The organism is Ruthenibacterium lactatiformans (assembly GCF_000949455.1).
GTDB classification, from domain to species: domain Bacteria; phylum Bacillota; class Clostridia; order Oscillospirales; family Ruminococcaceae; genus Ruthenibacterium; species Ruthenibacterium lactatiformans.
Genome location: NZ_JXXK01000005.1, coordinates 1 through 21,047 on the forward strand (window position 1 = coordinate 1; position 21,047 = coordinate 21,047).

General features: G+C 60.5%; 16 protein-coding genes. 10 read left to right on the forward strand and 6 right to left on the reverse strand.

Translation table 11 applies throughout. The features are described from left to right. The first annotated feature begins 405 nt into the window (after nt 1-405). Nucleotides 406-1,092, forward strand: coding sequence for a DNA/RNA nuclease SfsA (sfsA, locus tag TQ39_RS04930; protein ID WP_050004768.1), 687 nt, complete (start codon nt 406-408; stop codon nt 1,090-1,092). Between the two features lie 135 nt (nt 1,093-1,227). On the opposite strand, the gene TQ39_RS04935 is transcribed toward sfsA, so the two are convergent. Next, on the reverse strand, nt 1,228-2,805 hold the full coding sequence (locus TQ39_RS04935; protein ID WP_050004769.1) for an ABC transporter substrate-binding protein: 1,578 nt from the start codon (nt 2,803-2,805) through the stop codon (nt 1,228-1,230). Between the two features lie 229 nt (nt 2,806-3,034). Between TQ39_RS04935 and TQ39_RS04940 the strand changes: the two genes are divergently transcribed. From TQ39_RS04940 to TQ39_RS20705, 9 genes are all read left to right on the forward strand, one after another. After that, nucleotides 3,035-3,616 (forward strand): helix-turn-helix domain-containing protein, encoded by a 582-nt coding sequence (locus TQ39_RS04940; RefSeq protein WP_050004770.1) that lies wholly within the window; start codon nt 3,035-3,037, stop codon nt 3,614-3,616. Between the two features lie 132 nt (nt 3,617-3,748). After that, on the forward strand, nt 3,749-4,696 hold the full coding sequence (locus TQ39_RS04945) for an ABC transporter permease (protein ID WP_050004771.1): 948 nt from the start codon (nt 3,749-3,751) through the stop codon (nt 4,694-4,696). 13 nt (nt 4,697-4,709) lie between these two features. Beyond that, nucleotides 4,710-5,567: an ABC transporter permease gene (locus TQ39_RS04950; RefSeq protein WP_050004772.1), complete on the forward strand. Its 858-nt coding sequence runs from the start codon at nt 4,710-4,712 to the stop codon at nt 5,565-5,567. 1 nt (nt 5,568) lies between these two features. Next, nucleotides 5,569-6,573, forward strand: coding sequence for an ABC transporter ATP-binding protein (locus TQ39_RS04955; protein ID WP_050004773.1), 1,005 nt, complete (start codon nt 5,569-5,571; stop codon nt 6,571-6,573). Further along, nucleotides 6,551-7,591: an ABC transporter ATP-binding protein gene (locus TQ39_RS04960; RefSeq protein ID WP_050004774.1), complete on the forward strand. Its 1,041-nt coding sequence runs from the start codon at nt 6,551-6,553 to the stop codon at nt 7,589-7,591. Before TQ39_RS04955 ends, TQ39_RS04960 begins: the two co-directional genes overlap by 23 nt. A gap of 57 nt (nt 7,592-7,648) precedes the next feature. Beyond that, nucleotides 7,649-8,725, forward strand: a complete 1,077-nt coding sequence (locus TQ39_RS04965; protein ID WP_050004775.1) for a mandelate racemase/muconate lactonizing enzyme family protein — start codon at nt 7,649-7,651, stop codon at nt 8,723-8,725. Between the two features lie 90 nt (nt 8,726-8,815). Beyond that, on the forward strand, nt 8,816-10,909 hold the full coding sequence (locus TQ39_RS04970; RefSeq protein ID WP_050004776.1) for a CocE/NonD family hydrolase: 2,094 nt from the start codon (nt 8,816-8,818) through the stop codon (nt 10,907-10,909). Between the two features lie 397 nt (nt 10,910-11,306). Then, entirely contained in the window at nt 11,307-12,464 is a 1,158-nt protein-coding gene (locus TQ39_RS04975; RefSeq protein ID WP_050004777.1) for a ribose-phosphate pyrophosphokinase, read from the forward strand. 170 nt (nt 12,465-12,634) lie between these two features. Further along, nucleotides 12,635-13,105, forward strand: a complete 471-nt coding sequence (locus tag TQ39_RS20705; protein WP_139056064.1) for a helix-turn-helix domain-containing protein — start codon at nt 12,635-12,637, stop codon at nt 13,103-13,105. A gap of 67 nt (nt 13,106-13,172) precedes the next feature. Here the strand turns inward: TQ39_RS20705 and TQ39_RS04985 are convergent, their stop codons facing one another. The 5 genes from TQ39_RS04985 to TQ39_RS05005 all read right to left on the reverse strand — a co-directional run bounded on the left by TQ39_RS04985 (nt 13,173) and on the right by TQ39_RS05005 (nt 20,918). Further along, the gene (locus TQ39_RS04985; RefSeq protein WP_009322295.1) at nt 13,173-13,616 is read right to left on the reverse strand and encodes a PH domain-containing protein; all 444 of its coding nucleotides are present in this window, start codon (nt 13,614-13,616) and stop codon (nt 13,173-13,175) included. A 13-nt stretch (nt 13,617-13,629) separates the two neighbouring features. Beyond that, complete coding sequence (locus TQ39_RS04990; RefSeq protein WP_050004778.1) at nt 13,630-15,234, reverse strand: hypothetical protein; 1,605 nt, start codon at nt 15,232-15,234, stop codon at nt 13,630-13,632. Continuing rightward, on the reverse strand, nt 15,227-15,952 hold the full coding sequence (locus TQ39_RS04995; protein ID WP_009322293.1) for an ABC transporter ATP-binding protein: 726 nt from the start codon (nt 15,950-15,952) through the stop codon (nt 15,227-15,229). The genes TQ39_RS04990 and TQ39_RS04995 overlap by 8 nt, the downstream gene beginning before the upstream one ends. 679 nt (nt 15,953-16,631) lie before the next feature. After that, complete coding sequence (locus tag TQ39_RS05000) at nt 16,632-17,786, reverse strand: Gfo/Idh/MocA family protein (RefSeq protein WP_050004779.1); 1,155 nt, start codon at nt 17,784-17,786, stop codon at nt 16,632-16,634. 27 nt (nt 17,787-17,813) lie between these two features. Then, nucleotides 17,814-20,918 (reverse strand): alpha-mannosidase, encoded by a 3,105-nt coding sequence (locus tag TQ39_RS05005; RefSeq protein ID WP_050004780.1) that lies wholly within the window; start codon nt 20,916-20,918, stop codon nt 17,814-17,816. Nucleotides 20,919-21,047 lie beyond the last annotated feature (129 nt).

Sequence of the window (21,047 nt, forward strand, 5' to 3'; positions counted from 1 at the left end):
ATGCGGTTTTGTTGGGGCCGCTGCGCGGCGTCAGGGTATAATAACCCCAAAGCCGCCGCTTGTGCGGCTGCGCGTGTGCACGGCACACGCCCCTGTGCCGGCGCACAGGGCTTTGTGAACATTGAACCATGCAAAACCGCAGCACATGCGGTTTTGTTGGGGCCGCTGCGCGGCGTCAGGGTATAATAACCCCAAAGCCGCCGCTTGCGCGGCTGCACGTGTGCACGGCACACGCCCCTGTGCTGGCGCACAGGGCTTTGAGAACATTGAACCATACAAAACCGCAGCACGTGCGGTTTTGTTGGGGCCGCTGCGCGGCGTCAGGGTGTAATATACCATCCGGAATGTTTCATAAAAATATACATACGGTCATCTTTGACGGACGGCCGGAAAGGACAATCTGCGATGCAGTACTCCAATGTGGTCCCGGGACGCTTCGTTTCCCGGCCCAACCGCTTCCTTGCACAGGTGGAAACCGCGGACGGCGTGCAAACCTGCCATGTGAAAAATACCGGACGCTGTGCCGAGCTGCTGCTGCCCGGCGCTCCGGTATGGCTGCAGCGGTTCGGCGCGGACGCAAAGCGCAAGACAAAATTCGACCTTATCGCCGTGCAGAAGGGCGCGCTTCTGCTGAACATCGACAGCCAGGCGCCCAATGCGGCGGCACGGGAATTTCTGGCCTCCGGCGGGTTAGGCTGGATTCCCAGCGTACTGCGCCCCGAATACACCTGGGGCGATTCCCGTTTTGACTTTTATTTGGAACACGGCGGGCGCCGGTGCCTTGCAGAGGTGAAGGGCGTCACGCTGGAGGAGGACGGCACGGCGCTGTTCCCCGACGCGCCCACGCTGCGCGGCATAAAGCATCTGGAGGGCCTTTCACGCGCCGCGGCGCAGGGCTTTGCGTGCTGCGTGCTGTTCGTCGTTCAATTTTCTCCCGCAGCCGCCTTCGCGCCCAACCGGCGCACGCACCCTGCTTTCGCAGACGCCTTGCGCGCCGCACGGGACGCAGGAGTACGCGTACTGGCCTACGACTGCGCCGTCACACCGGAGTCCATGGTCCTGCGCGCGCCCGTCCCCGTCACAGGGCTTTGAAAAACGCGCCGCCCATCAGCGTCCTCCCCGTCCCTGCATCCGGACGGCAAAAGCCCCGTCCCCAAAGGCCGTTCGGCCGCTGGGGGCGGGGCTGCTTTTTATCCTTTATCCTGCGCCGTGCACGATTTTTCGCGCTCAGACCGTTTTCTGCATGGTATAAGGCAGGATGCCCAGGAACAGGTTATACTGCACGCCGGACACATTGCTGTGCATGGCATAGACGTCCTGGTTCACATAGGTGGGGATGAGAGGCGCTTCGTCCAGCTCGATCTCCTGCATGCGCGCCCACATCTCCGCACGTTTTTCAACGTCCAGCTCGGAGCAGGAGGCCAGATAAAGGCTCTCGCACTCATCATTCTGCCAGCCGGTATACATACCGTTGGTGATTGGGTTGTACACAATGAAAGACAATGCCAAGGCGCTGTCCGGGCCCGTGCGACCCAGATTGGTCAGGCCCACCTGATACTCGCCGTTTTTCTTCATGGCGGTAAGCGTGGCCGCGTCGTATTGGGTGACCTCCAGCGTCACGCCCGCCTGCGCCCACTGCTCCTTTAGAATGGCGGCGATCTGTGCCTCCGTGGTATTGCCGGAGGTGATGCTCAGCGTGAGCGTCAGGCCGTCGGCATAGCCCGCATCCGCCAGCAGGGATTTCGCCTTTTCCACATCGTGGGTGTAGCCCTCCAGCCCGGTGTTGCGCAGCACGTCCAGATTGTCGGTAAAGGTGGTGACGCGCTGGGCGTACCCCTGGTTCGCGCCTACGATCAGATCATCCACATTGGTAGCATACGCCAGCGCCTGGCGCACTTCCTTGCTGGAGACCGCCTCAGCCTCCACATTGAAGCCGATGTAATTCACCGTTACGGTGTCAAAGGCTTCTACCTTATAGTTGCTGTCCGCGCTGAGCTGGGGCAGATTGTTGCGCGGCGTGCTCATCATCAGGTCGATGTCGCCGTTCTGGAACTCCATCAGGCGGGTGGAATCATCCGCCACGACGGTCACCTTGATCTCCTCGGTAACAGCCTTGGACGGGTCGTAGTAATTGGGATTCTTTTTGAACAGCATGTACTGGTCTTTCACCCAGTCGGCAATATAATACGGGCCGCAGGTGACGAGGTCCTTATAGTCGCCGCTCTCGCCGCTGTCCTTCTGGACAATGGCGCAGCAGGGCATTGTGAAATTGGACAGGAAGTCCGGCGTCGGGGCCTTCAGCGTCACAACGACCGTCGTGTCGTCGGGGCATTCAATGCCCGCGATGGCCGTCAGAAAGCCCGCGAAGATGGATTTTTCCGGGTCGATGGCACGGTTGAGAGAATACAGGATATCCTCTGCCGTAACAGCGTCGCCATTGTAGAATTTCAGCCCGTCGCGCAGATGGAAGGTGTACGTCAGGCCGTCCTCGGAAACGTCCCAGCTCTCGGCCAAAGCGCCCTCGATGGCGGTGCCGTCATTGGCCGGAAACACAAGGCCTTCAAAGTTCCAGGCCACAGTCATCAGGTCCGTGGCGTTGGAGGTCTGCGTCGGATCCACAAGAGCGGCGTCCTTATTGCGTGCAACGACGATCTGCTGCGCAATGCCCGCGTCCGCCGCGCCGGAGGAGGCGGACGCCGCACCCGAGGCCGCCGCGCCGCCGGAGGAGGCGGGCGCGCCGCCGCAGCCGGCAAGGCCCGCTGCCAGCAGGGCCGCCGCCAAAAGGCTGGCGATCAATTTTTTCATATTGAAAACTCCTTCACAAGTTTTTTCTTCCCCGCGCCCGGCCCCACCCTGTTCCTGCCGTAAGCGCTTGTTTTTTAACTGGAAGTTAAACCAAATTATAAATCTCCGGCTGCGCCCTGTCAATAGAAAATATGTATAAAGATACTCTTTTTTGTTTTTTGAATGCAAAATCGGGGCTTGCAAAACGCCGCCGCATCCCGTACAATATCGGTGAAACGAGGTGCATGTTATGCTGGAATCCATCCGCGAGCTGCGGCGCCGGAAAAACTTCACTCTGCGCCAGCTCAGTGAAAAAACAGGGTATACCGTCAGCTTCCTTTCCCAGCTGGAGCGCGGCATCAAAAACCCGTCTCTGGACGCGCTGCGGGCCATTGCGCAGGCGCTGGACGTCTCGCTTGTGAGCCTGATGAACAATTCCGATTACACGGCCGGAAGCCGCGGCGAAACCGGCGACGACGCCGGAGAGAGCGGCTTTTGCGTGCTGCCGCCGGACGGCCGGCGCACAATGCCCATTGATCTTCCGGGCGTCCGCTACCAGCTTTTGAACGCGCAGCAGCTTGCCCCGGGCCACGCGGGCGACGTGACGATGGTGCTGTGCACGCTGCAGCCCGGCTGCTCCTCCAGCGGCAAAATGGTGAGCCACCTTTACACCGAGGTATGCTTTGTCATCGCGGGGCGCATCCGCGCGCTGCGCGCGGGCGGCGAGGAGCTGCTCGGCCCGGGAGACACCATCCGCGTGACGCCCGGCGTGCTGCATGATTTTTACAACGTGGGCGATGCGCCCGCTGTTGTACTGGCCGTTACATTTTAGCTTGACAATTGGTTTGTGTTTGCTATAATTTACTGTAAGTTAACTTTGTCGCATTAAAGCGGAAAAGAGCGATCCAATTGCGAAGGCTCTCCGACGGCGGAGGGCTTTCGCATATCTTTTTTGTCGGGGGAGATGTCCGTGAAAGAAATCAATTACATTTTAAAGCGGGTGCTGCAGATGATCCCGGTGCTGCTGCTGGTGATGGTGCTGATCTTCGCGCTGATCCGCTTTATCCCGGGCGACCCGGCCGACGTGATGCTCGGCGCGCGCGCCACCGAAGAATCACGCGCCATGCTCCATGCCAAGATGGGCATCGACAAGCCCATCTATGAGCAGTTTTTCCTGTTTATGAAAAACTGCCTGCGGCTGGATTTCGGGGAATCCATCCTCAGCGGCGAGCCTGTTTCGCAGATCCTGGCGCGCCGCTTTCAGGTGACGGCCTCGCTCACGGGCATGACGGCCCTGTTCACGATGCTGCTGGCGCTGCCCATCGGTTATTTTTCGGGTGTGAACAAGCACAACGCCGCCGGAAAGGCCATAAATACCTCGGCGCTGGTCGTCATGGCGGTGCCTGCGTTCTGGGTCGGCATCCTTCTGATGTATTTCTTCGGGCTGAAGCTGCACTGGTTTCCCATCTCCGGCTGGGGCGATACCTTCGGCGAGCATGTGTGGTCCCTCATCCTGCCGGCGTTCACACAGTCGCTGGGCATCTCGGCGCTGCTCATCCGCAATATGCAGAACGAGGTGGCGCAGATTTTTACCATCGACTATGTGGATTTTGCCCGCAGCAAGGGCCTTGCCCCCATGCGCGTGCGCGTGTGGTATATCCTGCGCAACGTAATGATCTCCACCACCACGCTTTTTTCCATCGGCATCGCCAGCATGCTGGGCGGCAGCGTCATCATCGAAACGGTGTTCTCTTTGCCGGGGCTCGGCTCGCTGATCATGTCCAGCATCCTGGCGCGGGATTACCCCGCCGTACAGGGCTGCGTTATCCTGTTTGCCGTTATCATCATGGCGGTGAACCTGCTCACCGATATTTTGTATTCCGTGCTTGACCCCCGCGTCAAGCTGCAGTAAAGGAGGCGCACAGATGCAGGCAGAAGCTGTAAAAGCAACGCGGCGGCGCACCGTATGGAACGTGCTTCGCCGCAACCTTTCGCTCACCGCAGGGTGCTTGATCCTGCTTTGCGTGGTGTTCACGGCGCTGTTCCCGGGGCTCATCGCAAGCCAATCCCCCACGGACCAGAACCTCACGGCCATGCTCGCCGCGCCTTCGGCACAGCATATCTGGGGCACCGACGAGCTGGGGCGGGATATTTTCGCCCGCGTCATCTGGGGCACCCGGTATGACCTTGTCATCGGCCTGGCGGCCGCCAGCATCCCGTTCGTCGTTGGTACGCTCATCGGCCTGTTCACGGCCTATTTCGGCGGCATTCTGGACACGCTTTTCATGCGCCTTGTGGATGTAATGATGTCCTTCCCCGTCATCGTGCTCATCATTGCCATCGTGGCGGTGCTGGGGCCCGGCATCGGCAATATGTACCTGGCCATGTGGCTGGTGGGATGGACGAGCTACGCGCGCCTGGTGCGCAGCGCCGTCATGGTGGAAAAAAACGCTGAATATGTGCAGGCCGCGCGTACGCTGGGCTATTCCCACCTGCGCATCCTGTTCCGGCATATTCTTCCCAACGTCATCTCCGGCGCCATCGTATACGCGGTTTCAGACGTATTGATGTGCATGCTCATGGGCGCGGGGCTCAGCTTTCTGGGCGTTGGCGTACAGCCGCCCACCCCGGAGTGGGGCGCCATTATTTCGGGCGGCCGTTCCTTTTTGTTCAACGCGCCGTGGATCAGCATTTTTCCCGGCGTCTTCCTGGCCGTCACGGGCGTGGGGCTCAGCCTTTTGGGCGACGGCCTTGCAAAGTTCTTCCAAGTAAAGGGGCATTGACATGGATAAACCTGTATTGCTCGAAGTCAAGGACCTGAAAACCTATTTCTATTCCGGCAAACACGCGCTCAAGGCCGTGGACAGTGTGAGCTTTTCCATTCGGGAGGGCGAGGTGTTCGGCCTCGTGGGCGAGAGCGGCAGCGGTAAGAGCATCACCTGCAAATCCCTCATCGGGCTCATCCACCGCCCGGGGCGCATCGCGGGGGGCAGCATCCGCTACCGCGGGCAGGAGCTTGCGGGCCTTTCCGAAAAGGCGCTCACCGCCGTGCGCGGCAAAGAGATCGGCATGATCTTCCAGGAGCCGATGGTGGCGCTGAACCCGGTGCTGCGCATCGGCCAGCAGATAACGGAATCCTTCAAGGACCCCGGGCTTTCAGGTGAGGAAAAGCACGCCCGCGCCGTGGAGCTGCTGCGGCGCGTGGGCATTCCCAACCCGGAGCAGCGCATGCGGGAATATCCGCACCAGTTCTCCGGCGGAATGCGCCAGCGCGTGGTCATCGCCATCGCGCTGGCCTCCAATCCCAAGCTGCTGCTGGCGGATGAACCGACCACGGCGCTGGATGTGACCATCCAGGCTCAGATCCTGCAGCTGCTGCGGGAGCTGAAGGACGAATACGGCATGGCCATGGTGCTTGTGACGCACAACCTGGGCGTGGCCGCGCAGATCTGCGACCGCATCGCGGTGATGTACGGCGGTCATATCATGGAGCTTGGCCCCACGCGGGAACTGTTCGCACACCCGCAGAACCCGTATACCCGCAGCCTGTTGGCCTCGCTGCCCGTGAATAAACGCAAGGGCGAGCCGCTCTCCGCCATACCGGGCACGCCGCCGAATCTGGGCGAGATGCCCGTGGGCTGCCCGTTTGCCCCACGGTGCGCGCGGGCGCAGGACGTGTGCTTCAGCCAGCCTCCCGCCGAGCGGGAGGTCGGCCCCGGCCACACCTGCCGCTGCCATTTCGCGGACGGCCCCTGCCGAGAGGAGGATGACTGTGGAAAACCGCAATAACGCACAAGAGCCCCTGCTGCAGGTGCGCGGGCTGAGCCTGCGCTTTCCCGTAAAGCAAGGCCTGCTGGACATCCTGATGCGCCGCCCCCAGCAGGCGGTGACGGCCGTGGACGATGTGGACCTTGCTATCTACCCCGGCGAATGCCTGGGCCTTGTGGGCGAAAGCGGCTGCGGCAAAAGCACGCTGGCCAAAACCATCATCCGCATCTACGACCCGGACGCGGGCACCGTACTGCTGGACGGCGTGGATTTTACCGCGCTGAAGGGCAAACGCCTGCAGGCCGCGCGCCGCAGCGTCCAGATGGTATTTCAGGACCCTTACTCCTCGCTGAACCCGCGCATGAGCGTGGGCGCCATGCTCAAAGAAGTATTGCAGGTGCATCATGTGTGCCCGAAGGACGAAATGGACGCCCGTGTGGCGGCTCTGCTGGAGATGGTGGGCCTTGCGCCGGACGCCGCACAGCGCAGCCCCGGTGAATTTTCCGGCGGCCAGCGCCAGCGCATCGGCATCGCCCGCACGCTGGCCCTGCAGCCCAAGCTGCTCATCGCGGACGAGGCGGTCTCCGCCCTGGACGTCTCCGTGCAGGCGCAGATCATCAACCTGCTGGAGGAGCTGCAGAAAAGCCTGCATCTGACGATGCTGTTCATCTCCCATGATCTTTCCGTGGTGCGCTGCATGACGGACCGCGCTGTGGTGATGTACCTGGGCAAGATCATGGAAATGGGCCCCACGGAACACCTGTTCGGCGCGCCCGCCCACCCCTACACGCGCAACCTCATCGACGCCGTGCCCGAGCCGGATCCCGACTGTCCGCCCAAAGAGAGCACGATGATCGGCGAGCCGCCCAGCCCCATGGATATCCCCGGCGGATGCCGGTTCCATCCGCGCTGTCCCTATGCAAAAAACGTGTGCCGCCGCGCTCAGCCCGAACTCACGGACCTGGGCGGCGGACATTTTGCGGCCTGCCATTTCCCCTATGCGTGCGCTGGGGCGCCGCAGACGGAAGCTGAACAATAAGACCGCCCCGCGGCGCGCCGCGGCCCGGACAATGAATATGGGAAAGGAACATCTATTATGAAAATCACCGGCGTAAAGATCGAAAAGCTGCTGCTGGAGCTGACCAGCCCGTTCCGCGTGGCCTTCGGCACCATCACGCATTCCGAAAACGTAATGATCAAGGTCACCACAGACGAAGGCGTTACCGGCTACGGCGAGGCCGCGCCGCTGGCGTTCGTCACAGCCGAAACCACGGATTCCGTCATTGCGGCGCTGGAGCTGTTCCGCACCGGGCTGATCGGTATGGACCCGCTGGACATCGAAGCCGTGCATGCCATGATGGACGGCCTGATGGGCGGCAACTCCTCGGCCAAATGCGCGGTGGACCTTGCCATGTACGACATCCGCGGCAAAGCCGCGGGCATGCCCGTGTACAAGCTGCTGGGCGGCTATTCCAACACCGTGCTCAACGATATCACCGTCAGCATCATGGAGCCGCAGGCCATGGCGGACAAGGCGCTGAGCTATGTGCGCGACAAGGGCTACCGCGTGCTGAAGGTGAAGGTGGGCGCGGACGTGAACGACGACATCCGCGCGCTGACGCTCATCCGCGAGGCTGTCGGCCCGGACGTCCGCCTGCGCGTGGACGCGAACCAGGGCTACGACGTACCCACGGCGCTCAAGGCGTTGAACGCCTTTGCCGCACTGGGCGTGGAATCGGTGGAGCAGTGCCTGCCCGCATGGAACATGGAGGGCGCGGCCTACCTGCGCCGGAAAGCGCCCGCCATCCATCTGATGCTGGACGAATCGATCCACGGCCCGGTGGACGCAGCCCGCGCCTGCCGCATGGACGCGGCGGATATCCTGAACATCAAGCTGATGAAATGCGGCGGCCTGTATCCGGCCGAGCAGATCAATGCCCTCGCCCAGGCCAACGGCCTCACCTGCATGGTAGGCTGTATGATGGAGACAAAACTTTCCATCACTGCCGGCCTGAGCTTTGTGGCGGCAAAGAAAAATGTAATGGACGCAGACCTGGACAGCTTTATGGAATATGTGGGCGGCGAGACCCACTTCCCCGGCGGCTTCACCCACAAGGGCAGCGATTTTGTGCTGTGCGACGCACCGGGTTTCGGGCTGGACATCGACTTTTGATTTACCGGAAAAGGCCGTGTGCGGGCGCTCCGGCACCCTTGTGCCCGGGCGGACGCCCGGCCTTTTCCCATTTTACGGAGGGATGAGCATATGGAGACATGGTCGTTTTATTCCGCGGGCATCCGCATCGCCCGCTTTTGGCCCGCCGCCGGCACGTTGGAGTGGGCGTGCCTGGACGACGGGGCGGGCGTTTTGGGCGCGCGCGGTGCAATGAACGAGGAGAACGCCGAATGGTTTGCCAGGCGGTACCAGTTTTCGCCCGCGGCATTTTTTGAAGGGCTGTCCGCATGGAACGAAGCGTTCGCGGGAGGCGGCTCGCCCGTCAGCTGCGGCGGCTCGCGCTACGACCGCCGTCCGGATGGATTTTACGCCCAGCGCGAGGCGCGTTTTCCCAAGGATATTTTGTTCGCGGACGGCGCTGTTCGCGCGCAGCTTTGTTCAAACGGCAACGGAACCACGGTGCTGGTGCAGGACGGCTGGGAGGCACGCACGCCCGCGGGCGCGTGGCTTGCCTATGCGCCTGCGGAGCCGGCATGCCCGGTGCGCGCGCTGGGCACCTTTATGGTGCCCGCGCGGGATGGGGTAAGGCTTGCCACGGATGTCTATGTGCCCGGCAATGCCCAGGGCCCCGTGCCTGTGATGCTGGTGCGCACGCCATACGACAAAACAGCTGCTCCGTGGAATTATTTCAACTTCGTGCGCCGCGGCTATGCGCTCGCCGTTCAGGACGTGCGCGGCCGCAGCGCAAGCGAGGGCGATTTTCTGCCCTGCTACCATGAGGTGGAGGACGGAGACGACACGCTGAACTGGCTCGCCGGGCAGGAATGGAGCAACGGCCGCGTGGGCATGATCGGCGGGTCTTACCTGGGCTATGTGCAATGGTGTGCAGCGGCCAGCGGCAACCCGCATTTGCAGGCGCTCGTCAGCATGGTCACGGCGGGCAGCGCTTTTGCCGACATTCCCCGCCGGGGCGGCTGCTTTGAATCCGGCATGATGGCTTGGGCCTTTGCGGTGTCCAACCATCAGATGGACGCCGCCCGCATGGTGCGGGACGACTGGGACGACGTGCTGCAGATCCGCCCGCTGGAAAGCATGGCCCGGGAGGCCATCGGCGAGGACATCCACTTTCTCAACACCTGGTTCGAGCACCCGGACAACGACGAATTGTGGCAAATGTCCGACTGGCAGGCCCGCAGCAAGGGCGCGCGCATCCCCGCGCTGATCTTCTCCGGCTGGTTCGACGACGACGGCATGGGCACCACCCAGGCGCTGGAGCTGGTCCACGACTGGCCCGCCGTTCAGCGTAAGGCCGTCCTTGGCCCGTGGATCCACAGCTTTAACAGCCGCTACGACATCCACGGCGTTCCCATGGGCCTGCAGGCCATCCGCTACGACGTGGACCTGCTGTACTTCCAGTGGGTGGACCATTTCCTGCGGGATGTGGAAAACGGTGTGGAGAAAGGAGCGCCCGTGGAATACTTCACCATCGGCGAAGACAAGTGGAAAACCGCTGAAAACTGGCCTGTCGCGGCGGCCCGCCCCCAGACGCTGTACCTGGACGGGGAGGCCGGCGCGGCCGTGGAAAACCACGGCCTGCTGGCGCTGTCCGTGCCTGGGGCGGACGCCTCCGACACCTACCGCTATGACCCGGACGACCCGGCCGTCAACATCATTGACATGTCGGAAAATGAAATCGAGGTGCCGGAGGATTACGCGGCCGAGGAGCTGCGCCCGGACGTATTGTGCTATACCACGCCCCCTCTGGCCACGGATGCCGTCATCACCGGGGACTGCAGCGTGGAGCTGTTCATTTCCTCTGACGCCGAAGACACGGATTTCATCGTCCGCGTCACCGAGGCCACGCCGGACGGAAAGTCCATCAAGCTGGCGGACGGCGTGCTGTGCGCCAAATACCGGGAAGGCTTTGAGGCTCCCCGGTATCTGCAGCCGGGCGCCGTATATCCCATCCATATCCGCACCACAAAATTCTCCAAGCGCTTCGAGAAGGGCAGCCGCCTGCGGGTCACCGTTACCTCCAGTGCCAAAAATTTCCTGTTTCCCAACAGCAACACGCGGGCGGGCTTCAACAGTGCGGAGACCGTGGTCGCCCACAACACCATCCATCACGGCCCGACGCATCCCTCCGCCATCACGCTGAACGTAGAAAAGGCATTGGAATTTTAAGCCCCGCAGCTTTTTTGCTCATATTTCCATTTTTCGACAGGATTCTCCATGGTTTGCCCGGGCAGACTGCGTTATAATAAGAATGCTGCCGCGTTCCCACTTCGCGGCGGCGGGCCGCGGCTGTTGCTTTGAATGGCCGCGGCCCATCCATTTCATGCGGCCGGCAGACGCACCGCCCGTCCCCCGAGCCGCCGCACAGCCTTTTCTACTACTTTTGTCTAAAAAAGCCATGCTTTACGCACGCTTTACGAACAAAACGACAAAAATATAAAAAATAGCAAAACATGTCCGATTTTGGCAGGCTTTTGTGATACAATATCGGTGTAGTATGCCCGGCCCCGCGGAGCCGGGCCAAACCCGCTTTGCGGCATCATAAAATTAGGAGTGTGCTTTCCCCATGGTGCAAGCCAGAACCAGTGCGAAGGAATTTTTCAACGCCGATGAACGTCTCGCCGACCTCGGCCTGATTGCCGTGCCCGGCGCCGAGGAGCTCACCGCCAAGATCGACCGTCACCTGCTCCGCTGGGCGCAGGAGGCCGGGATGGACCAGGACACGTTTATCATCGAGAGCGAATGCCCCCGCTTTTCCTCCGGCGACGGCAAGGGCCTCATCCGCTCCACCGTGCGCGGCGACGATATCTATTTCGTCGTAGACGTGGGCAATTACAACCAGAAATACAAGATTTTCGGCCATGAGAACTTTATGTCCCCGGACGACCATTTCCAGAACCTGAAACGTCTGATCCAGGCCACCAGCGGCAAAGCCAAGCGCATGAGCGTCATTATGCCGCTGCTGTACGGCAGCCGCCAGCACCGCCGCGCCTACCGGGAAAGCCTGGACTGCGCCGTCGCGCTGCAGGAGCTGCAGGCCATGGGCATCTCCAACATCGTCACCTTTGACGCCCACGACCCCCGCATGCAGAACGCCGTGCCCCTGATGGGCTTTGACAACGTGATGCCTACCTATCAGGTGCTGAAAGCCATGCTCCGCGCCGTTCCCGACCTCCAGCTGGACCGCGACCATTTCATGGTCATCAGCCCCGACGAGGGCGCGATGAACCGTAACATGTATTACGCCTCCGTGCTGGGGGTGAATCTGGGCATGTTCTACAAGCGCCGCGATTATTCCCAGGTGGTAAACGGCCGCAACCCCATCGTTGCCCACGAATACCTGGGTGAAAGCGTAGAGGGCAAGGACGTGTTTGTGGCGGACGATATCATCTCCTCCGGCGAAAGCATGCTGGACATTGCCTACGCGCTGAAAAAGCAGGGCGCAAAGCGCATTTTTGCCAACGCCACCTACGCCATTTTCACAAACGGCCTGGATTCCTTCGACAAAGCCTATGCCGACGGCATGATCGCGGGCGTGTTCGGCTCCAACCTTACCTACCGCACTCCGGAGCTGCTGAGCCGCCCCTGGTTCCACGAGGTGGACGTATCCAAGTATATCGCCTATTTCATCGCCGCGCTGAACCACGACCTTTCCGTCAGCGCCATCATCGATCCCCACGAAAAGATCAAGGCTCTGCTCGAACGCACCGGACAGGCCCGCTGAGCATTTTCCTTCGTTTTTACCGGAAGGCCCGCTGTTTTTACAGCGGGCCTCTTGTTTTCCGCCGTTTTTCGGCGCTCGACCAGCGGTCGGTTGTCAAAAGCGGGCTTTGGGGATACAATCAGGACAAAATAAAAACAGCACGGCAAAGCCGCCGCGCAGGGAGGAATCGAATGGACGCCAGATATACGGGAGAGCAGATCGCGGCCGCGCGCCGCGCCAAAGGGCTGACGCAAAAGCAGCTTGCGGACGCCTTGGGGGTAACGGATAAGGCCGTCAGCAAATGGGAGCGCGGACTGAATTATCCGGATATTGTATTGTTCCAGCCCATCTCCGAGTTGCTTGGGCTTCCGCTTTTGCAGCTTTTCTGCAAGGACGGGCTTTCCGCCGAGCAGGCCGTGGCGGCGGCGGCGGCGCTTTCCGCACAGGAAAAGCAGGCCGTCAGGCGCGACATGAAATGGCACGCGGTATTCCGCCTGGCGGCCGCCCTGACGCTGTCCGCTGCGCTGGTCTATGTTTCCCGCGTGCTGGATCTGCACGGCATTTACGGCTGGCCGCAGGGGTGTACCATGGGAATGCTGCCTTTCACCGGCTGGCTTGCGGGCGACGCTGTTTTTACGCTTCGGCAGATAAAAAAGCTCTGACAGGGTGGAAGAACGCCAAAAGGCCCGGCGCTGTTGCGCCGGGCCTTTTGGTGAGCGCCGCACCGGATTATGTCTTTGCGCGCGATGCCAGCTCTTCATAAACTTCCTTTGTCTTTTCCTCTGTTTCGCCGTTGAATACAGTGGTCTCATCCGCTCCGTGCCGCACGACAACGGCGCAGCGCACACGGTTGTGGAGGTACAGCCGGTATGCGCCGAATTCATCATTGGTAAAGGTACCGCTGGATATTTTTCCGGTCCCGGTCCCCCAGGTACGGCTTCCCTTGTCAAAAACATCGCGCCATTCCACGCCGGTGATCTCCGTGTATGGGATAGACGCCCTGTCCCCGATCCCTCCGGAAAGCTCCAGCGCCGTTCCGGTGAGCTTTACACTCACACCGGAAAACACGACGACGGCCATGGCGAACACGATGGACGCAATGCCGATCACGCCGCCGATCACTCCGCCGGCCTTCTGTATCCGCGCCTCCCGTTTTTTCATGTTCTCCGCCACTGTTCCCGCCTCCTTACAGTTTCTGCAGGATACGCGCGCCGGAACCGCACAGCCAGTGCCAGCCCAACGCCGCGCCCGCCAGCAGCACCGCGGCCGCGGCCAGGCTGAACCACACGAAGCCCAGCAGCTTGCCGCCAACAGCCCACAGCAGTGCGCCAAGCCCCACGACCAGCATGCCGCCGAAAATGCCGATCATCGATGAGGCAGACTGCTTCACCACAATGGTGTCGTTTTCACAATCCAGACGCGGCAGCCACAGGTTGACGGCCAGCCCCGCCACGGGAATGAACAGCCCCATGCACACACACAGCGCCAGCAGCGCCAATGCGTCCGGCGCGGACAGGCCCAGCCCGAACCACAGCAGCAGCACGCTCAGCGCCGCGGGCACGTCGGACACCAGCACGTTCACCAGCGCCTTTGCGCCAAACAGCTCACGGGGCGGGACGGGCGCTTCCTTCAAAATCCACAGCGTACGGCCCTCCAGGCTGATGGAGACGCACGCGGTATTCACCGTCGCCTGCATCAGGCAGACAACGGCCGCCAGCATGGGAGCCACCGCCTGCGCGCCGCCCATCTGCGCAACAAGCAGCGCCGCCTGTCCCCGCACGAACAGCACGTATACCGAAAAGCCCAGCAGCATCACCGCGCCGATCCCGGTGTTCAGCAAATAGATGGTGGTGCCGAAATAGCGGCCGCACTCCTTTTTGAACAGCGCCGCGAACCGGCCGCCGGCTTTTACCTCACGCAGCCTGTAATCGCTGCGCGTCACGTGGCTGGCAAGGCTGGACAGGATTCGCTTGTACTGCGTGCTCATACCCCAGACAAGCACCAGGAAGGGCGCCAGGCTGATGAGCAGAAAGCCCAGCAGCGCGCCCCAGCTGCCCACAAGGCCGTCCAGCAGCAGGCCCAGCGGCAGCAGCCAGGTATGCAGCGTGCGCCGCACGCCCTCGATGTTTTGCAGCAGTGCCGCCGCCAACGCATTGATCTGCAGGCTCCCCACCAGCACCGCCCCCGTCAGCACGATGCTGAGCACCGTGCCCACCAGGGATTTGTGCTTCATACGGCCGGAAAAATAGGCGATCACCCAGCCCCCCAGCAATGCCAAAACGGAAGGCAGCAAAGGCAAAAACAATGCGGCGGCAAGCAGCCGCACACAGAAGCCCGCAGCCTGCCCCGCTCCCAGCCCCGCATACACCAGATAAGCCGCGCCTGTGGGCAGCATCCACAGCCCGCAGAACACAAGATTTTCCAGGTACAGCGCCAGGATCTTGCTCAGCATCACGGTAAAGGCCGGCACCGGCAGCGCCAGCACGATATCGCTGTCCTTGCCGCCGAACACAAGACCGCTGGCTGCGAATAATGTAAACATCAGCGACATCACGCAGGCCATCAGCGCCATCAAAGGCAGCACCATCTCCACGATGCCCACCTCCGCCAGCATGGAGGCCAGCAAAAAGCTGTACACGCCGGAAAGGTACAGCGCCAAAAAGGCCATCAGCAGCAGCGCGCCCAGGCCGCCCGCGGCCTTCTTTTTGCTGCTGCCCGCTCCGCTGCGAAACGAAAACGCCCGCAGCATCGCGCGGAAATTCAGCTTCAAAAGCACCCACAGTTTACGCATGTGCACCGCCCTCCTGCGCCAGCTCCAGGAACACCTGTTCCAGACTCTCATCTCCAACAACGGACGCCGTGGTGCCCATTTTCACCAGTCGGCCGCCTTTTATAATGGCAATGCGGTCGCACAGCTTTTCCGCTACCTCCAGTACGTGCGTGGAGAAAAACACCGCGCCGCCTGCCGCGCAGATCTCGCGCAGAAAGCCCTTGAGCACGAACGCGGCCTGCGGGTCCAGCCCGACAAAGGGTTCATCCAAAATCAGCAGCCGCGGCGCGCGGATAAGCGCCGAAATGACAGCCAGCTTCTGCTTCATGCCGTGGCTGTATCCGCCGATGGGGCTGCCCAGCGCGCCCGTCAGCTCAAAGGCATCCGCATACTTGCGGATACGCTCTTCGCGCACGTCCTTCGAGATACCGTAGATGTCCGCAATGAAAGCCAGATATTTGATGCCCGTCAAAAATTCGTACAGATCCGGATTGTCCGGCAAAAACGCCGTCACCTGCTTTGCCGCCACGGGTTCGTCCTTTACGGAATGCCCGTCGATGACGATCTCTCCCTCGGTAAAATCCAAAATGCCCGCCACGGCGCGCAGTGTTGTGGTCTTGCCTGCGCCGTTGTGGCCGATAAAGCCCATGATCTCGCCTGCATTGACGGTCAGCGACAAATTGTCAACAGCCTTTTTGCCGCCTGCATACGTTTTTGAAAAGTTGGTGATGGTCAGCATGATACCCTCCGTTCCGTCCGGCTGTGCGGACAAAAGGCGCGGCATTTTGCCGCGTCTCATTTAGATGAATTTCTAAATGTAGTATAACACAAAACCCGCACCTGTCAATAGGTGCTGCACGATAAAGACGCATTATAAATATGGGGATATACTGTTTTGGGAAGACGCAGGCAGCAGAGTTACCCGCACCGTTCTTCCGCTATACCGCAGCGGCAGTGTCAAACAGGTGATTCTCCATATTCAGTTCTTCATCGGGGAGCTTTCATCCCCTGATCGGAAAGCTGTCCTTTCCCCTCGCCTCCGCTACAAGCCTACATTTTCCCTCGGCGTTTTTCTATATTTTATTCCTGGCGCTCACACATACATTCGCAAATAACCAGAAGAAGGGGCCGTGGCCAACCGCATAGCTTTCTTCATGGCGCCGATGCCGTGGAACATGCGGGCCAGCCCGACAAACGGGTACGCGCCCGGCTCATACTTGCCAAAGCCAGGGGCAGGTCACATAGGCAGCGGCCGGGCAGGGGCTGGACAAGTTCATCCTGTCCCGCCCCTGCCCGGCCGCTCTCCGACTCACCCAATCAAGAAACCTGGAATGAAATTTCATGTGGCATCTGTGTCTCAATTTACAAAGGCAGGCCAAACGGGGCCTGCCTTTGTAAATTGTTGAAATGGCGCGCTGTCAACCCAGCTGAATCCCCAGCTCGGAGGGCAATGCCCGGTTTTCCGCACAGTGAACCAGCATCTGCTCCAGATTTTTAACACAATAGAAATCATCCGTATCCGTATGCACCGGCTGCACCAGCTCGGAACGCACCGGAGTGATAGGGTTTTGCTGCACCAGACGTACCGCGTGGATATGCGGCAAATCCGCTTCCACACCGCAAAGTGGCGGGTCACCGCTGTCAACCGCCTGAATCGCATCCATCAGCTTCTGCATATCGGCGCCTGGGTCCACATCGCTGTAATCAAAGGCGCTTCCATCCGCCATCACTCCGCGAAATACCGGCTTTTCCCGGGTGTAAGTGATGGTGGCGTTTTCAAATTCCAACACGCCCACCGGCCCCCAAAACTCTGTGCGGATCGGGTGCGCCGTATAGTACAGGAGCGGCAGCCCCTGTGCCGTTTGAAACCGCAGCGCGGCAATGTCATAGTTTTCAATCGTGGGATTCGCGCGGTACAGCTCCGCCTGCACGCTCTCGATGTCACAGGCTGTACGCATTGTCGGTCCCAGCAGAAAGGTCAGCATCTGAAAATGATGGGCACACGCGTTTGTAAAGGGACTGTCGAATACTTCCCGCCCCTGGCAGGTGATCCGCCCGGCCCAATTGTTGCGTGCATAGTAAGCGGCGCCGCGGCGGAAGCCATGGTAGACGGCGATGTGCTTTGCCTTGCCGAAACGCCCAAGCAAAATATCACGCTTGAGCGCCTGTACGTCCCTGCGGTAATTGAGCTGATAGCCGATGCAAAGGAATTTTCCCGTCTTTTTACTGGCTTCCTGCATGGCGGCGGCTTCCTTTACGGTCAGGCAGAGCGGCTTCTCGCACAAAACGTTCACGCCATGCTCCAGGCAGGAAAGTACCATATCGGTATGGAAATGCACCGGCGATACGAGCACCGCCAAATCGGCGCTGTCTTTGGCAAAAAATGCGTCCAGAGTAGGATAAACAGGGATCTGCCGCTGCCGTATCTGCGGCACGCGCTCTGCAAGATTGGGATCAATATCACAAATGGCCGTAAGCTCCGCCCCCATATCCTGAGACGTCAGAGCTTCTACATACAGCCTGCCGTATCCGCCCGCCCCTACAAGCACAACGCGCGGCCTTGTTTTTGACATAGCAATCTTCTCCTTCTTTCCAATTGGTTATTCCCGCAGCTTTATGCGGTAGGTGCTCACTTCAAAGGGCCGGACGTGCAGCTCGGCCTTCAAGGCTGCGGCCCTGCCGACAGGCGTTTCCAGCAGGTCGCAGGGTATCAGCGTCTCCACCGGCAGATCGGAGCGGATGTGGAAATACGTATCAGCCTTCTTGCTTTCGTACAGGCGCAGGATCAAATCTCCGCTTTCATCATCCGCCCGCTTCACCGTGTCGATGACAACGTTCGCCGCGTCGGTGGAAAAGGCAGAAAAGGCCTGCAGGCTTCCCGCTTCAAGCCAGACGGGGTCGTTGAAGGCCGCCGCCTGCTGTACAACAGGCGCCTGTGCAAAGCTCTCGCTCCAAGCCGTAAACCCGTAGCGGAAGCGATGCTCTCCCTGGTCACTGGCCATCTCCGGAGAGGCCGCAGCCCGCAGCAGCGTCAGCTCAATGCTGTTCTGCTCTACTCCGACACCGTATTTGCAGTCGTTCAAAACCGCACATCCATGGCTGTTATCGCACAGGGCCGTGTAACGGTGGTTGCATACCTCAAACCGCTGCTGGTCATAGCCGCGGCTGCGATGCGTCGGACGTTCCACATAGCCGAACTGAATCTCATGGATCGCATTTTCAGCCCGCACGTCTACCGGGAATTCCACCTTCAGCAGACGGTGAAGCTCCCGCCATTGAATCGTGGTGTCGAACTCCGCCACCGGACTTCCTGTACGCAGGGTGATGACCTGCGTAACCGCCGAGCGGCCAATGCTCCCGGTCCAGCGAACTGAGACGGAAAAGCCTTCCTCTTTCAGCAGTTCAAGCGTGTCGGCCCGTGCGGTGCAGGCCTCTTGTTCGCGGTAGTTGCTGTCAATGTCCCATGCGTCGAAGATGCGGGGTACGTCCTTGTACATCCGCAGGACGTTCATCGGACGGCCCGCCGCCATCTCACGCCCATCCAGCGTATAGGAGATCACATGTCCCTGCCGGTCCACCTGCATCGCCACGCGTTCGTTCTGCAGAAGGACGCCAGTCTCCAACTGCTTTGCAAACGCCCTGGGCTGGCTTTGGCCGCCCCCTGCGGGCAGCAACGTCACCGCCCCCAGAGCGGGCAGCGTTACCAACGCCTGCGTGCCGCACACTGCAACCGGCTCACCCTCGGCAGTCTGCGCACCGTGCGCGAAAGCCCGGGGCAGAGCAACGAGTTCCTCGCGCGCAAAGCTCAAGCCGTTGAAGACCGTTACGGCATCGTCCTGTTTCACAGGGCGGAGCAAGGCCCGGCGGGCGTCGGTGCACAGCGTCTGCGCGTCCCGCTGTAACGCTTCAAGCGCCTGGTTCGCTTCATTATATACCCTGGCAATGGAAGACCCCGGCAGAATGTCGTGAAACTGGTTGAGCAGCAGCGTTTTCCATAGCCTCCGCGCCTGTTCGGCATCATATGGGTGGCCGTGCCGCGCCGCCAATGCACCCCACAATTCCATGTGGTGAAGCGCGCGCTCACTGAGGCGATTGTTTTTCTTCACAGAAGCCTGTGTGGTGTATGTACCGCGGTGAGCGTTGAAGTACAGCTCTCCATCCCAGGTGTTTTGAGGCCCGCCCTTGGCCTGCAGGGCCTCAAAGAATTCCAGCGGGGAACACATCTCTACCTTGGGCATCCCTTCAAGGTCGCGTTCCCGCAGGGCATACTCAATGTGGTCCCGGCACGGGCCGCCGCCGCCGTCTCCGTAACCGAAGGGGATCAGGAAATCTTCCAGATGCCGCTTTTGCACCCGCTTTTTCCAAACGCCGCATAATTCCTTCGGATCGGTCCGGTAGGTGTAATTGGTAGGCAGAAAGGACACGACCTGGCTGCCGTCCATGCCCTTCCAATTGAAGTAATGATAGGGAAACGGGTCGCCTTCGTTATAGCTCCAGAAAATTTTCTGGGTAACCAGATACCGAACGCCGCAGCCTGCCAAAAGCTGCGGCAGAACCGCGGAGTAGCCGAACGTGTCCGGCAGCCACAGGACCTGGCTGTCAATACCCAGCTCATCGCGGTAGAAGCGCTTGCCAAACACCAGCTGCCGCACCAGCGCCTCGCCGGAAGGGATGTTGGTATCCGGTTCCACATACATGGCGCCCTCCGCGATCCAGCGGCCGGACCGGACGGCGCTGCGGATGCGTTCATACAGCTCGGGGTAATGCTCCCGGCACATCTCGTAGGCGGCCGGCTGGCTTTGGATATAGCGGTATTCCGGATATTGTTCCAAAAGACGCAGCTGGGCGGCAAATGTACGCGCCGTCTTTCGGTGAGTCTCTTGCATAGGCCACAGCCAAGCCAGATCCAGATGAGAATTGCCCACTGCCGCCATCAATGGTGCCGTGGAACCATTGTGGCATTCCAGCAGAGGCCGCAGCGAGGCACGGGCTTGGCGGTAACACTCGTCCCGCGTTTCAGCCGGTTGTTCAAAATCGACGATGCGCGTATACCGCTCCAGGCCGTCGGCGATCTGTGAAGCCCGCAGCGAATCTTCCGGCAGCTCATCCATCAGCATGGACAGAGTGGAAACATCCATCCAGAGCTGGTAAGCATTTTCGTTCCAGATGCCAAAGGTATTGCGTCCCATCCGGCTGCGGCAGCCTTCCGCCGCAGGGTCCTGCAAAGTTCCGGGAAGCACCGGTCCTGTGCTGCAGCCTCCCACATCCGGAAAATAATGCCCCGCGTACACCTCAAACAGAAGTGAAAAACGCTCCCCCGGTTGGGCACAATGGGTCAAAATATTGTCACAGATATAATGGTGCGGTACACTGACCCATTCGGCCCGGCGGGTGCCAAACGCTTTTCCGTTCACAAAGAGCGTGGCCTCGCCTCCAAGGTCCAGCTCCATGGCAACCGTTTTGTTGGCTGCCGCTTCCGGCAAGGTGATATCGGCGCGGCACCACATATACTCCCAAGTGTGCCCCCAGGCCGTTCCTTCCTCCATCGGGCAAAACGGTCCCTGCGCGGCCTGGCCGGGCGTAAGATGCCGCATGGTGGTAAAACCGTCAAATTGGATGCTTTCAAGCGGACGGTAAAAATCGCTGGCCAAGACACGCTGCCAATGAGCCAGCCGATCCCTGTATTCGGAATGAAGCAAAGACATGGCGTATTCCCCCTTAAGACATGTGTGATACGGAAAGGCCTTCCGACACTGGAAAGCGGATTTCTGATATGATACAATTTAGCATAGGTTCCATAAAACCTCTCCGGGCATAGCATACAGGAGATTATG